Source organism: Streptomyces sp. NPDC001153 (assembly GCF_053598315.1).
Genome location: NZ_JBSFJZ010000027.1, coordinates 67,895 through 80,999, shown reverse-complemented (window position 1 = coordinate 80,999; position 13,105 = coordinate 67,895). Strand labels below are relative to the sequence as shown.

Below are 13,105 nucleotides of genomic sequence, written 5' to 3'. Positions count from 1 at the left end.
CGTACGAAAGTCACGGTCCGGTAGGTAGTCCGGATGGCGATCACTCGCTCGTACGGTGCCCATTGAGGCACGTCCGGTGCGTCCCTTTTCGTAACATGATCGAGAAGGGACACAACTGTGTCGGACCTGCATGCCATCATCGCCGGGGGCGGCCTGGGCGGCCTCGCTCTCGCACAAGGACTCCAGCGGGCGGGCATCAACGTCGCCGTCCACGAGAAGGACCCCGGCCCCGACTTCCGCAGCCAGGGCTATCGCATCCGCATCAATCCGGACGGCATCACCGCGCTCAAGGCGCTGCTGACGCCGCAGGCGTTCGAGGTGTTCGCCGCCACCGCCGGAACACCCGGGGCGCGAATGGACTCCTTCGACCACCGGCTGGGCCTGCTGCACGCGCAGGAACTGCCGGTGGTGGAGGACCTGCCGGGCGGCGGGCACCTGGCGGTCAACCGCAGGACCCTGCGCCAGATCCTGCTGGCCGGACTGGAGAAGTCCGTGCACTACGGCTCCGCGCTGACCCACTATGAAACCAATCACTCGGGCACGGTGACCGCGCACTTCGCGGACGGGACGAGCGCCACCGGGGACGTGCTGATCGGTGCCGACGGGGTCAACTCTGCAACCCGAAGGCAGCGTCTGCCCAAGACTCAGGTCGTCGACGCGGGGCTGCGGCTGCTGTACGGCAAGGTCCCGCTCGTCGGCGATGCTGCCCAGGAACTGGTCCCCTCCGACTTGTTGGGCCTGTGGACCACCGTCATCGGCCCGCAGCGGCGCTTCCTCGGGCTCGCGCCGGTGCAGTACCACGAACCGCAGCACGAGGTGACCGCGAGGCTGGCTCCCGGGATCGAGCTCAGCGACGACAGCGACTACCTGGCCTGCATCTTCGGCGCCCGTCGGGAGCAACTACCCTGCAATGACGAGCAGTTGTTCGTCATGCGCGGCGCCGAGCTCCGGGCGATGACCCTGTCGCTGCTGGAGGGCTGGCACCCCAGGCTGGCGGAGATCGTCTCCCGCCAGGACCCGGCCTCGATCTTCCCGGTCTCGGTCCGCACCAGCGTGCCCGCCACCGCATGGGAAACGAACGCGGTCACGCTCCTCGGCGACGCCATCCACGTCATGAGCCCCGCCATCGGTGTGGGCGCGAACACCGCGCTGCGCGACGCCCGCGTTCTCACGTCCCGCCTCGTCGAGGCCGCCGCCGGTCGACCGCTCACAGACGCCCTACGGGCCTACGAGGACGAGATGCGCGACTACGGCTTCGGCGCCGTCCGCGAATCGGCCGAGCGCGGTCACCGCCTCGTCGGCCAGGACCGGCTGCCCGCACCGCAGTTGCCGCCGACGGGCAACGCCCACCCGCAGCACTGACCGGCCCGCCCAGGCCCAACCCCAGCCGGTGCGCCGGGCACCCCCGGGCTGCTGCCGGGTTCCCTCCGGCCTGACAGCAGCCCGGACATCACCGGGACCGCACCACTCGCCCACCGCAGGCGCTACCAGGCCCCTGCTGCACCGGCCTCCCGCCCGCAGTCACCTCGGTTGGGATGCGGGTCGGTTCCCGGCAGTTCCGCATGTCCCAGCGCTTGAACTGGAGAACTCATGCCTACTCTCCGTGTCGCCATCGCCGGCGCCGGCCTCGCCGGTCTCACCCTGGCCCGCCGACTGCACCACAACGGCCTGAATGTCACGGTCTTCGAGCGCGACCCCGACCTGATCACCCGCAACCCCGGCTACCGACTGCACATCAACTCCACCGGAACCACGGCGATCAATGACGTTCTGGACCCCCGCACACGTGAACTGTCCCTGGCCACGGCCGGAATCCCGCGCCAGGACGCGCTTCTCTTCGACGAGCAGCTCAATCCCGGCCCGGTCCGTGAGCTCACCGCATCCCGCGGCACCGGAAACCCTCATGCCGACGTCCCCGAACACCTGGTGGTCGACCGCTCGACCCTGCGCAGGATCCTGTACTCCGGCCTGGAGGAGACAGTCCGCTTCGGTGCACGGGTCACCGGTTACCAAAGCCATCCCGACGCCACCATCACCGTACACCTCGCCGGCGGTCGTACCGCGGAAGCCGACGTGCTGGTCGGCGCCGACGGCATCCACTCCGCCGTGCGCGCACAACGCCTGCCGGACCACCGGACCGTCGACCTTGAGGCCCGCCACATCGCGGCGAAGATCCCACTCACCGAGGAGACCAAAAGCCGCATCCCCACGCAGCTGTACTCCGCCTTCACACTGGTCAACGGCCCCCACCACGACATCGTCAGCTTCGCGCCCCTGGAACGCAGCAACCCACGCACACCCCTGGTCCGCGAGCACGACCCGGCGTTCCGGGACGAGATCGGCCGCGACTTCGCGCTGGGCATCTTCAGCGCCAAGGCCACCCGGATGCCTGACGACACCCAGCTGTACACGTCCTCTCCCGCGGATCTGAAGCGCTACGCCCTGCAGCGGGTTGCGTCCTGGCATCCCGACCTGATCCAACTCGTCCGTCTGTGGGACGTGGCCACCGTGCAACCCCTGACCCTGCGCAGCCATGTCCCCGCAGCACCATGGGGACCGACACAGGTGACCGTCGTCGGCGACGCGGTCCACGCCATGAGCCCGGCTCTGGGACTGGGCGCCAACACCGCCCTGCGCGACGCCCAGGCGCTGGGGACCGAACTCGTCGCTGCTGCCTCCGGCGCGAAACCCTTGCTGTCCGCGATCGGCGACTACGAGAGCGCGATGCGCGCCTGCGGATATGACGCCGTGCGGGCCTCCGCCGCAGCCGGCGAGCACCTCATCGGACACCGTTCCCTGCCTGCATGACCCGTACGAGTGTCGGCCACGGCTGAAGGCCGGCGCACGCTGGTTGCGGAGGGCGTCAAGTGACTTCGGCGGGCGGGCGGCGACATTCCCTTTCACGGCGGCTTGGGTCAAGGCGGTCGCGCTACGGACGGCGCTGACAACGGCAGCGCCGGGGTCAGCGCCGAGCGGGTCGGTGAGGGCGAAGAGTGTCTTGGCACTGACGACGACGGCGAAATCGCTCTTCCACTGCGTCTCGGCCGGGCTCGGCCACTCCCCGACCATCAATCGGAGTGGACATCGGCGCCGACCTGGCGGGATGCCTGCGCGTTGGCCTGGCGACCAACCCGGCCGACTTCAGCCACACCCCGGATCCCCGCACCCGGCCCGACCAGGCCGACGCCGGCCCCGGCCTGCGCTTCGGCCTGATAGAACACGCGCTCGCCCCACTGGTCGACACCCTCGGCGCGGACACTGCCGCGATGGAGCAGCTCAACCGCGACCTCGCGATCGTCGTCAGCGCCGAACCGCTCTTCAACCTGACCGACCTGTACGGGCTGGACCTCGAGGACGCGATCGCGAGCGTCGTACACACGGCGACGACCCTCACCCGGGCCGTCGTCCAGGAGCACATGGCCGCCGACGCTCAGTAACCGGCGACGGGCCCGCAGCCGCCGCGCGTGACCACCGCACACCCGCGCTGTGCCGAAGACACCTAGTCATGACGCTGCGGTGTTCCCGCTTCGGCCTGAGCGGCAGCTGCGACGGCTGTGGCCACACGGACGAAGGCCGCGACGGCCGGCGAGTGCGACTCCTGGGGCCAGGCCACGGCCAGCGTGGCTGCCGGAAGGTCGCTGACGGGCTGGTAGGCCACCCCCGGCCGCGAGTAGCGACGCGCCACCGAGGCGGGGAGGAAGAAGACGACACTGCCCACTTCGATCAGTTTGAAGATCTGCGCCAGATTCATGGCGGTGGGCGGGGCTTGGGTCACGAGCCCGCGTTGGACCGTCTGCGGCTGGTCCTGGCCGTCCCGGGTGACCATGCCGAGCGAGCGTAGTCCGGCGATCTGGTCGGCGGGAGTTCCGTCGGGAAGACTTCGGTCGGCCAGATCGGCAAGGCGCAGACACGAGCGGGAGGCCAGGGGGTCGGCAGCCGCCAGGACCACCACGCCGGGCTCCGTCAGTACCACTTCGACGTCCAGACCGCGGTCGTCGAACGGGGCGTACAGCAATGCGACATCGGCACGGCCGTCGCGTAGCGCCTGCGCCTGCTCCTTGCCGCTCATCACCAACTCCACCGGCGTCGCCGCGACCTCGCCCTGGTACGCGGTGAGGATCTGCGGGAGCAGCCCGGCGTCGTAGTCGGCCCTGAGCGCGAGCCGCAGCCGCGGCACGGGCCGGCCTGCGTGCCGGGCCCGCCTGCCGGCCGCCGTGACCGCGTCGAGCGCGGTCCGGGCGTCGCGCAGGAAGACCTCTCCGGCCGCGGTGAGCCTGACCTGACGTGTGGTGCGCTCCAAGAGTCGCACCCCGAGCTGGCGCTCCAGTTGCCGGATCGCCCGCGAGAGCGGGGGCTGTGCCATGCCCAGCCGCTCGGCCGCACGCCCGAAGTGCAGCTCCTCGGCAACCGCCACGAAGTACCGGAGTTGCCGCACCTCCAGATCATTCATACCGACAGGGTATCAACGGGGACCGGATCGGTCCTTCAGGTCCGCTGCGGGGCCGGATTGACTGGACAGGCCATCCACCGACGACCGAAGCCGGGCCGTCCCGCGAGGCGGGACGGGACGCGGGGACGCGTGGCGTCACGATGCGTGCGAGCCGGTGGACCACCCCTCGGCCGCATTCTGCGGCCGTACCGACCAGAGCCATCAACTCGAAGCAGCCAAAGGAAATTGACGGTGCGTATCTTTGTTACAGGCGCGACGGGATACATCGGATCCGCGGTCGTGCGCGAACTCCTCGATGCCGGACACGAGGTTGTCGGGCTTGCCCGTTCGGACCGGGCTGCGACGGCCTTGGCGGCTGTCGGGGCCGCAGTGCACCGCGGGGACCTCGACGGCGTCGACAGTCTGCGCCGCGGTGCCGCCGCGGCGGAGGGCGTCATCCATCTCGCCTTCAGCCACGACTTCTCGGACTATGCCGGCGCCGGCCGACTGGACCTGCGTGCCGTCGACACGCTCGGGGCGGCGCTCGAGGGTACGGACAAGCCCCTGGTGGTCACGTCGGGCACCTTGATGCTCACGATGATCGCGCCGGGACGCCTGGGGACCGAGGAGATCGCACCCGCCCCGGGGTCAGTGCTGCCCCGGGTCGCATCGGAGAGCGCGGCTGTGGCGCTGGCCGAGCGTGGGGTGCGCGCGTCGATCGTGCGGCTTGCGCCGTCCGTGCACGGTGAAGGCGACAAGGGCTTCGTCCCGCGCCTGATCGACATCGCCCGCGCCAAGGGCGTGTCGGCCTTCGTCGGCGACGGATCGAACCGCTGGCCCGCCGTGCACCGCCTCGACGCGGCGCGCCTGTACCGGCTGGCGGTGGAAGCCGCCCCGGCCGGCGCGATACTCCACGGAGCCGGCGAGGAGGGCGTGCCCTTCCGCGACATCGCCGAAGCCATCGGCCGTCGACTGGAGCTACCGGTCGTCAGCATCACCGCCGGGGAGGCGGGCGAACATTTCGGCTTCCTCTCCGCCCTCGTGTCGCTCGACAACCCGACCTCAAGCGCCCTGACCCGCAAGCAACTCGGATGGCATCCCGCTCACCCGGCACTCATCCCGGACCTCGACAACGGCCACTACTTCAACGACTAGCAGGACGAGAGCTTCCCCATGAAGTCGATTCCCATCCCGCTGGCCGGCGTGGCCTCGGCCGGCGCCGTGCTGCTGGGCACAGTGCTGCCGGCGCCCGTTCCTGCGTCGGTGGTAACCCGCATGGCCGGTCCGCCCTCCATGAACATGGCCACCGTGTCGAATCCGGACCCGAGGTTGATCACTGGCGGCAGGGCGCTCGTGCGGATCACCGCGACCGGCGACGGCCCGGTGCGGGTGAGGGAGAACGGACGAGAGGTCGGCGGGTTCGTGCGCCAGCCGGACGGTTCACTGCTCGGATCGGTCACCGGCCTGCGGCCGGGCGCCAACCACATCACGGCCACGTCCCGAGGGCGGGCTGCCGAGCTGACCGTGGTCAACCACGCTGCGTCCGGCCCGGTCCTCTCCGGGCCGCGGCAGCGGCCCTTCTACTGCGAAACGACAGCGTTCGGCCTTGCCCCTGCCGTCCAGCCGCTGTGCTCCACACCCACCGTGGTCAGCTACCGGTACCGCACCTCCGGCGGTACGTTCGCCCCGCTGGCCCACCCTGCCGACCGCCCTGCCGACCTGGCCACCGCGACGGTCGACGGGCGTGCGGTGCCGTACATCGTCCGGGTGGAGAGCGGCACCATCGACCGCGCCGTCTACCAGACCGCCGCGCTCTACGACGGTACCGATCCCTCACCGTTGCGCCGGGACACGAGCTGGAACGACCGGCTGGTCTACACGTTCGGCGGCGGCTGCAACGGCGGCCACCACCAGGGCAACAGTACCGGTGGGGTGCTCGACGACCTGTTCCTGTCCCAGGGCTACGCGGTCGCCTCGTCCAGCCTCAACGTGCTCGACCACAACTGCAGCACCATCGTTTCCGCTGAAGCGGCGATGATGGTCAAGGAACACTTCATCGACACCTACGGCCCCGTGGCCCACACCATCGGCTGGGGCGGGTCCGGCGGGGCCATGCAGCAGTACGACATCGCCGACGCCTACCCCGGCATCCTGGACGGCATCGTCCCCGGGTACTCCCTCCCCGATCCGCTCACCGTGATGAAGGACGTGTCCGACTGCCGTCTGCTCGACCGGTTCTTCGCCAGGGCCGGCTCGTCGTTCACCACCGCACAGCGGCAGGCGGTGGCGGGCTTCCCCGACTACGACACCTGTGTGTCCGCCGATGACTATTTCGCCAACCGGATCACCGCCGCAGACAGCTGCAACAAGGAGATCATCGCGAACGACAGCACCATCCCACCTGCGGCCATCTGGAATCCGGTGACCAACCCGAACGGCGTGAAGTGCAGTGCCGTGGAGTCGTACGCGAACCAGTTCGGCCGTGACCCGGTCACCGGTTTCGTGCGCCGCACACTGGACAACGTGGGCATGCAGTACGGTCTCGCGGCACTGAAGCGCGGACAGATCAGCCCGGCTCAGTTCGTCGCCCTCAACGGCGGAATCGGCGGCTACGACGCGACCGGCACGCCCGTGACGCAGCGCAACCAGGCGGACCCGCGGGCGCTGGAGGCGGCCTATCGTGACGACATCGTCGACAGCGCGGGACTGGGGCTGCGCACCACACCGATCATCGACGGGCGAGTCGGCATGGACAACAGCGGTCCCCTGTGGGACTTCCACACGACTCAGTGGTCGTTCGTCATGCGGGCCCGTCTGACGCAGGCCAACGGCACCGCCGCCAACCAGGTGATCATCGAGAACCAGAACACTCCGAAACAGGTGGCCGCCGCGAGCAGCTATGAACTGGCCGCCATGGACCACTGGTTGACGAACGTCGAAGCCGACCGCTCCACACGCAGCCGGCAGACCAAAGTGATCACGGACAAGCCGGCCGGCCTCGCCGACGGCTGCTACCTGTCCGCCACCAGCCGCATCCAGCAACCACTGACCGACCCGGCGAGCGGGCCGTGCGCGGCCACCTACCCGGTGGGATCGGACCCACGGCTGCAAGCCGGCGAGCCGCAGGCCGAGAACGTTCTCAGCTGTGCGCTGCGACCGCTGAACTTCGCCGACTACCCGGTGACGTTCACCTACGCCGAGCAGAACCAACTGCGCCAGGCTTTCCCGACCGGCGTGTGCGACTACACCCGTCCCGGTGCCGGCCAGAACCGCAAGGCGGTCCCGTGGCTCAACTACGCGCATCACCGCTTGGGTTGACCTCCTGAGGGCTGGCGTCCGGATCGACCAGCGTCCTGGACCACAATGACCGTCCAGCCGATGGTTCGGGACGAAGAGGTCGCCCTGCCACGGCCGTGCCAGAAGCAGGCGGTCAGCAGCGGTCAACAAGGGTGGCTAGCGGGTGCATCCACGCCCGCTAGTGCCGCGTCAGGCAACGTTCGCCCTGTAGATCGCGGCGCGTGCTGACTGTTCTCCGCACGCGCCGGGCCGTGTGCCCGTACGCGCCGAGTTACGCGCTCAGTTGTGTGCGAATGAGGGTGTCGAGTCGCTGCCATGCTGGCGAGGAGGCGTTCACCGTGTCCTGAATGAGGGCGGGGATCGCGGATGTTGCATCCAGCTCGGGCAGTTCGTTGGGTCCGTAGCGGTCTCGGATCGCCTTGGCGATCCGGCGGGCGAGGTTGTCGATGCGGGGATCGTCGGCGTTGAGGTCGTGCGCGTGGTCGTAGTCGAGGAAGAGCTGCCGTAGCGCCGGATCAGCCAGGGTCTCGGCTTGATCGTGAAAGAGGGTGATCGCGCGGTCGGGATGGGTGGCGAATACGAGGATCCACAGGTCGCGTTGCAGGTCCAGCCATCGAGATGTGAATCCCCAGCGGGCCAGGTGCTGCAGGTGGGCACTGACCTCGGTAGGCAGTGGCGCCAGATGCCCGGCGGCGAGTTCTCGCAGGCGTCCCTGCGTTGCCCGCAGGTCACGGATGCGGGTGGTGAGGTTGTCGTCGATCTCGCGCAGCGCCTGCTGGAACTCCTCGTCGGTCGCTGATCTCAGGTCTTTGATACGGGAGAGGGGGACGCCGGCTTCGGCGAGGGTGCGGATCTTGATCAGGTCGATGGCGTCTTTCGCGTCGTATCTCCGGTAGCCAGACGCATCGCGGTCGGGTTCGGGGAATAGCCCCTTGTCGTGGTAGACGCGGATGGTCTTGGTCGACACACCGATGTACCTGGCCAGCTGTCCGATGGTGATCACCTGGCCATGGTCCCACTTGACCTTTCCCCAAGGGCAAGGTTGCATCATGACGTCATGGCGAACGTGAATGTTGATCGGGAGACCCTGCGCGAGCTGGCCGATGAGGGCAACGAGACCGCTTTGGATCGGCTGGCTGATCTCGCCGATACAGCAGGCGACGTGGTGGAGCTGAGCGAGCTGTTGGACGAGGGATGCATGCACGCCGGGTTCCTGCTCACTCAGCGCGCGGTGGCGACCGGCGACCTGCGCGAGCTGCAACGGATCTCCGACGCCGGGTACGACGAGGCCGGGAACGAACTGGAGCGACTACTGAAGGCGTCGGCCGACGAGCCGAGGGATTGAGAATCCGACCGGTCGCTGTGGCGGCGCCATCGTCGAATCCGCCTCATGGCCGACGTGCTGGGGCCAGAGTGTTCGGCATGGCCGAGCTGGTGCGTGCGCGCGAGATAGACGATGAGGAGGGTCGGCGGCTGCTGCGGATTGTCCGACGTGGCACCGGCTCGGTGGTCACCTGGCGGCGGGCTCAAATGGTGCTGCTGTCCGCACAGGGCATGGTGGTGGCGAAGATCGCCGAGGTGTCGTTCACCAGCGGTGACCGGGTCCGGGACGTAATCCACAACTTCAACGCCGATGGCTTCGAGTCGCTGTATCCGAAGTACAAGGGAGGCCGCCCCAAGACGTTCACGCTGCCCGAGCGGCGCGAGATCAAGAAGATCGCGAAGTCGAAACCGACCGAACACGACCTGCCCTTTTCCACCTGGAGCCTGACCAAGCTGGCGGATTTCCTGCTGGCCGACGGGCTGGTCGACGACATCAGCCACGAGGGCCTGCGCATCCTGCTCCGCGAGGAAGGTGTCTCCTTTCAACGACTGAAGACCTGGAACTCCTCCCGCGACCCCGATTACGCGGCCAAGAAGGCCCGCGTGGAACACCTCTACGCGATCGCCGACGACGAGGTCATACCCGAGGACGGCGAACCTGAAGTCGTCTTATGTCTCGACGAGTTCGGGCCGCTCAACCTCCAGCCCCATCCTGGGCGGCAATGGGCCGAGCGCGGCGGACGGCACAAGGACCCCGACCGGGAACCCCGGCCCCGCCGGCGGGCGACCTACACCCGCCCGCACGGGGTCAGGCACCTGTTCGCCGCCTATGACCTGGGCCAGGACAAGCTCTACGGCCACATCAAGGCGAGAAAGCACCGCACGAGGTTCCTGGAGTTCTGCCGCTACCTGCGCAGCCTCTACCCGCCCGAGGTCCGGATCGCGATCGTGCTGGACAACTTCTCCCCGCACCTGACCACGAAGAAGGACACCCGGGTCGGCGACTGGGCCGCGGTCAACAACGTCGAGTTCGCCTACACGCCGACCAACAGCTCCTGGCTGAACCGCATCGAGGCCCAGTTCACCGCCCTGCGCTACTTCGCGCTGGATGGCAGCGACCACGCCAGCCACAAGGAGCAGGGCAGCATGATCCGCCGCTACATCATCTGGCGGAACAAGCACGCCGCCGACGAACGCCTCCGCGCCGTCGTAAACAGGGCGAACGTTGCCTGATGCGGCACTAGCTAGTGCTGTAACCGTATAGGTTCACCGGGTTGGCGGTCGTGGCGGTTGGATGTGGGGCGACGTCCGATCCGATGGCTGGAGGCCCGGTGGCCGAGCCCGTCCGTGTGCGCAGACTGACCGACCAGGAGGGGCAGAAGCTGCGGCAGATCATGCGCAGGGGCAGCACGAGTTCGGTGCGCTACCGGCTCGCGATGATGCTGCTCGCCTCGGCGGGCGGGAACCGGGTGCCGGTGATCGCCCAGCTGGTCCAGGCCGACGAGGACACCGTGCGCGATGTGATCCGCCGCTTCAACGAGATCGGCCTGGCCTGCCTGGACCCTCAGTGGGCGGAAGGCCGTCCCCGCCTACTCAGTCGTGAGGACGAGGACTTCGTCATCCGGACGGCCACCACTCGCCCCACCAGGCTCGGCCAACCCTTCACCCGCTGGTCGATCCGCAAACTCGCCGCCTACCTGCGGAAAGTGCACGGCCGGGACATCCGCATCGGCGGTGAAGCCTTACGGTGCCTGCTTCGGCGCCGCGGCATCACCTTCCAGCGCACCAACACATGGAAGGAGTCGCCCGACCCTGATCGCGACGCCAGGCTCGACCGGATTGAGCAGGTTCTGGACCGCTTCCCGGACCGGGTCTTCGACTTCGACGAGTTCGGGCCCCTGGGGATCCGGCCCACCGCGGGCTCCTGCTGGGCGAAGCAGGGCAAGCCGAACCGGCTGCCGGCGACCTGGCGCCGCACTCACGGCGTCACCTACTTCCACGGCTGCTACTCCTTGGGCGACGACCGCCTGTGGGGCGTCAACCGACGTCGCAAGGGCACCGCCAACATCCTGGCCGCGCTGAAGTCGATCCGCGCCGCCCGACCCGACGGCGCCCCGATCTACATCATCCTGGACAACCTCTCCGCCCACACCGGCGCGGACATCCGCCGCTGGGCGAAGAAGAACAAGGTCGAGCTGTGCTTCACCCCGACCTACGCTTCCTGGGCCAATCCGATCGAGGCCCACTTCGGCCCGCTGCGGCAGTTCACCCTGGCCAACTCCCACCACCGCAGCCACCCCGCGCAAACCCAGGCACTGCACCGCTACCTGCGCTGGGCAATACCAACGCCCGCCACCCCGACGTACTCACCGCCCAACGCAAGGAACGCGCCCGCGTCCGCAGCGAGAAGGGCATCCGCTGGGGCGGACGCCCCTCAACACCGCAGCCTGACCAACCGCGAACCGCAGCCCCCGAGCGCCGAAGGGGGCAAGTTCAGGAGAAGGACAGCGACAGAAGGATGACTCAGGAGGCGGACGGTTCGATCTCCCCCGCAAAGACGATGACCTGGTCGATGAGGCTCCGCCGCAGATGGACGACGTCCGTTCCCGCCAGGCGGGGACCTCCGTCCGGCGTGGCAAAGACCCACTGGTACCGGGCCCACTCGTCAGGCATGTCCACCGCCGAGCAGCGCACCATCGTGCCGGTCCCCGCCGGGTGGCGCCGGATGTCCAGCACGAACCGCTCGACCGCCGCGATTCCTTCGCTGCGACCCAACGGCCCCCAGAAGACCACGTCTGAGGTCAGAGCCTGGGAGAGCAGGGCAGTCACATAGCTGTCGTCCGAGGCGTTGAACGCGGAGATGAACGTGTCGATCGCGGAGCGTGCAATCTCTTCCTGCATGCCCTAGTAATACCAGTCGTTGCGCGTGCGCTCGTCCCGCGAGCCGCCTTCCGATCAGGGTGAACCATCCCGGTCACAGCACTAGGTGTCGAGGAACTCGGGGATGAAGATGTCGCGGGTGGTCAGCAGGCGCTTGGAGAGGCCCTGCTCGTGGTGGTAGCGCAGGAAGGTGTCGACCGCCTTGCGGTTCGCGCGCATGCCGTAGGGCCACCAGTCCTCGCCGAGCAGGCTGCGGTTGTGTTCGAACAGGCTGCTGAACCAGGGGGTCACCAGGCTCATGTGCTGCTTCGCGGCGTCCTCGATGTATTTGCGTTCGGCCAGGTCCTTGGCCTTGACGAAGGCGCGGTAGACCGAACGCAGATCCTCGGAATGGTGCACCAGGTCCTTGCGGACCGCGACGATGTGCATCGGGGGGAAGATCCCGGTGCGCCGGTAGTAGTCGCGCTCGACGCTCTCATAGTCGGGGAAGAGCCGGACGATCTTCGTCGATCCCCGCAACATGGCCTGGGGCACGTCGACCGAGATGAGCGCGTCGATCTCTCCGGACTCGAGCATCGCGCCCAGGGTCTGGCCGTGGTCGGCGTGCCGCACGTGCACGCCGTCCGGCACTGGCTGCGGGAGCCAGTCGAATGCGGGGATGGGATGGTTGGTGCCGCCGATGACCCAGCGGCACTGGTCGACGGTCACGCCGTACTCGTCCGACAGGATGCCCTTGGGCCAGACGCCGGCGTCGTGTCCGAAGAGCGCGAACTCGCCGAGTGTCTTGCGAGCGAGGTCCTGGGGCTTCTCGATTCCCGACTCGGTGTTCACGAAGATGGCGGAGTGCCGGAAGTTGCGGTTCGGGAAGATCGGCAGCGCCAGGAATGGGGCGTCGTCCAGGTCGAAGGTGCGCAGGAAGTAGGTCAGGCCGAGTTCCGCTATGTCGTAGCGGCCTTCGAGCATGTGCCGGAAGAGGTCCGACACTAGGGGCTCCGTCTCAAGGGTGGCGTTCACGCCGTCGATCTTCACGCGGCCGTCGAAGAGCGCCTCGGTGTGCTCGTACCGGTAGGTGCCGATGGTCAGCTCGATGCTCATCAAGATCCCCGCTTCCGTGAATGGTCTTTCATTTTTACGATGGGTCCGATATGGTTCCATGTCAAGATGAAGGATCATTCA

General features: G+C 68.2%; 11 protein-coding genes and 1 pseudogene. 8 read left to right on the top strand and 4 right to left on the bottom strand.

All coding sequences use genetic code 11. The annotated features are described in order from the left end of the window. Nucleotides 1-117 precede the first annotated feature (117 nt). The 3 genes from ACWDEN_RS28440 to ACWDEN_RS28430 all read left to right on the top strand — a co-directional run bounded on the left by ACWDEN_RS28440 (nt 118) and on the right by ACWDEN_RS28430 (nt 3,437). Nucleotides 118-1,362, top strand: a complete 1,245-nt coding sequence (locus ACWDEN_RS28440) for an FAD-dependent oxidoreductase (protein WP_351602185.1) — start codon at nt 118-120, stop codon at nt 1,360-1,362. 228 nt (nt 1,363-1,590) lie between these two features. Continuing rightward, the gene (locus ACWDEN_RS28435) at nt 1,591-2,808 is read left to right on the top strand and encodes an FAD-dependent oxidoreductase (RefSeq protein ID WP_351602182.1); all 1,218 of its coding nucleotides are present in this window, start codon (nt 1,591-1,593) and stop codon (nt 2,806-2,808) included. A 269-nt stretch (nt 2,809-3,077) separates the two neighbouring features. Further along, a complete protein-coding gene (locus tag ACWDEN_RS28430; protein WP_351602179.1) occupies nt 3,078-3,437 on the top strand; it encodes a hypothetical protein in 360 nt (119 codons plus the stop codon). A 62-nt stretch (nt 3,438-3,499) separates the two neighbouring features. On the opposite strand, the gene ACWDEN_RS28425 is transcribed toward ACWDEN_RS28430, so the two are convergent. Continuing rightward, nucleotides 3,500-4,450 carry a LysR family transcriptional regulator gene (locus tag ACWDEN_RS28425; RefSeq protein WP_351602176.1) on the bottom strand — a complete coding sequence of 317 codons (951 nt, stop codon included), beginning with the start codon at nt 4,448-4,450 and terminating at the stop codon, nt 3,500-3,502. A 231-nt stretch (nt 4,451-4,681) separates the two neighbouring features. Between ACWDEN_RS28425 and ACWDEN_RS28420 the strand changes: the two genes are divergently transcribed. Continuing rightward, nucleotides 4,682-5,584 carry an SDR family oxidoreductase gene (locus ACWDEN_RS28420; RefSeq protein WP_351602173.1) on the top strand — a complete coding sequence of 301 codons (903 nt, stop codon included), beginning with the start codon at nt 4,682-4,684 and terminating at the stop codon, nt 5,582-5,584. Between the two features lie 18 nt (nt 5,585-5,602). After that, on the top strand, nt 5,603-7,747 hold the full coding sequence (locus ACWDEN_RS28415) for a DUF6351 family protein (protein WP_351602170.1): 2,145 nt from the start codon (nt 5,603-5,605) through the stop codon (nt 7,745-7,747). A gap of 250 nt (nt 7,748-7,997) precedes the next feature. Here ACWDEN_RS28415 and ACWDEN_RS28410 read toward each other — a convergent pair whose 3' ends face one another. After that, a complete protein-coding gene (locus ACWDEN_RS28410) occupies nt 7,998-8,729 on the bottom strand; it encodes a MerR family transcriptional regulator (protein ID WP_450860543.1) in 732 nt (243 codons plus the stop codon). A 54-nt stretch (nt 8,730-8,783) separates the two neighbouring features. Here ACWDEN_RS28410 and ACWDEN_RS28405 point away from each other — a divergent pair, with 54 nt between their 5' ends. The 3 genes and pseudogenes from ACWDEN_RS28405 to ACWDEN_RS28395 all read left to right on the top strand — a co-directional run. Beyond that, nucleotides 8,784-9,071 carry a hypothetical protein gene (locus tag ACWDEN_RS28405; protein ID WP_351602165.1) on the top strand — a complete coding sequence of 96 codons (288 nt, stop codon included), beginning with the start codon at nt 8,784-8,786 and terminating at the stop codon, nt 9,069-9,071. A 77-nt stretch (nt 9,072-9,148) separates the two neighbouring features. Further along, nucleotides 9,149-10,282 (top strand): IS630 family transposase, encoded by a 1,134-nt coding sequence (locus tag ACWDEN_RS28400; protein ID WP_450860541.1) that lies wholly within the window; start codon nt 9,149-9,151, stop codon nt 10,280-10,282. Nucleotides 10,283-10,380: 98 nt separating this feature from the next. Then, nucleotides 10,381-11,489 (top strand): annotated as a pseudogene (locus tag ACWDEN_RS28395) (IS630 family transposase); the annotation flags it as partial. 83 nt (nt 11,490-11,572) lie between these two features. Here the strand turns inward: ACWDEN_RS28395 and ACWDEN_RS28390 are convergent. Both ACWDEN_RS28390 and ACWDEN_RS28385 read right to left on the bottom strand, forming a co-directional pair. Next, complete coding sequence (locus ACWDEN_RS28390) at nt 11,573-11,950, bottom strand: nuclear transport factor 2 family protein (RefSeq protein ID WP_351602343.1); 378 nt, start codon at nt 11,948-11,950, stop codon at nt 11,573-11,575. A gap of 81 nt (nt 11,951-12,031) precedes the next feature. Next, on the bottom strand, nt 12,032-13,024 hold the full coding sequence (locus tag ACWDEN_RS28385; RefSeq protein WP_450860539.1) for a 4,5-dihydroxyphthalate decarboxylase: 993 nt from the start codon (nt 13,022-13,024) through the stop codon (nt 12,032-12,034). Nucleotides 13,025-13,105 lie beyond the last annotated feature (81 nt).

Excerpts from the sequence above, each read along its gene's own strand:
- ACWDEN_RS28435 (WP_351602182.1), top strand. The coding sequence starts at position 1,591 with ATGCCTACTCTCCGTGTCGCCATCGCCGGCGCCGGCCTCGCCGGTCTC.
- ACWDEN_RS28425 (WP_351602176.1), bottom strand. The coding sequence starts at position 4,450 with ATGAATGATCTGGAGGTGCGGCAACTCCGGTACTTCGTGGCGGTTGCC.
- ACWDEN_RS28415 (WP_351602170.1), top strand. The coding sequence starts at position 5,603 with ATGAAGTCGATTCCCATCCCGCTGGCCGGCGTGGCCTCGGCCGGCGCC.
- ACWDEN_RS28405 (WP_351602165.1), top strand. The coding sequence starts at position 8,784 with ATGGCGAACGTGAATGTTGATCGGGAGACCCTGCGCGAGCTGGCCGAT.
- ACWDEN_RS28400 (WP_450860541.1), top strand. The coding sequence starts at position 9,149 with ATGGCCGAGCTGGTGCGTGCGCGCGAGATAGACGATGAGGAGGGTCGG.
- ACWDEN_RS28390 (WP_351602343.1), bottom strand. The coding sequence starts at position 11,950 with ATGCAGGAAGAGATTGCACGCTCCGCGATCGACACGTTCATCTCCGCG.
- ACWDEN_RS28385 (WP_450860539.1), bottom strand. The coding sequence starts at position 13,024 with ATGAGCATCGAGCTGACCATCGGCACCTACCGGTACGAGCACACCGAG.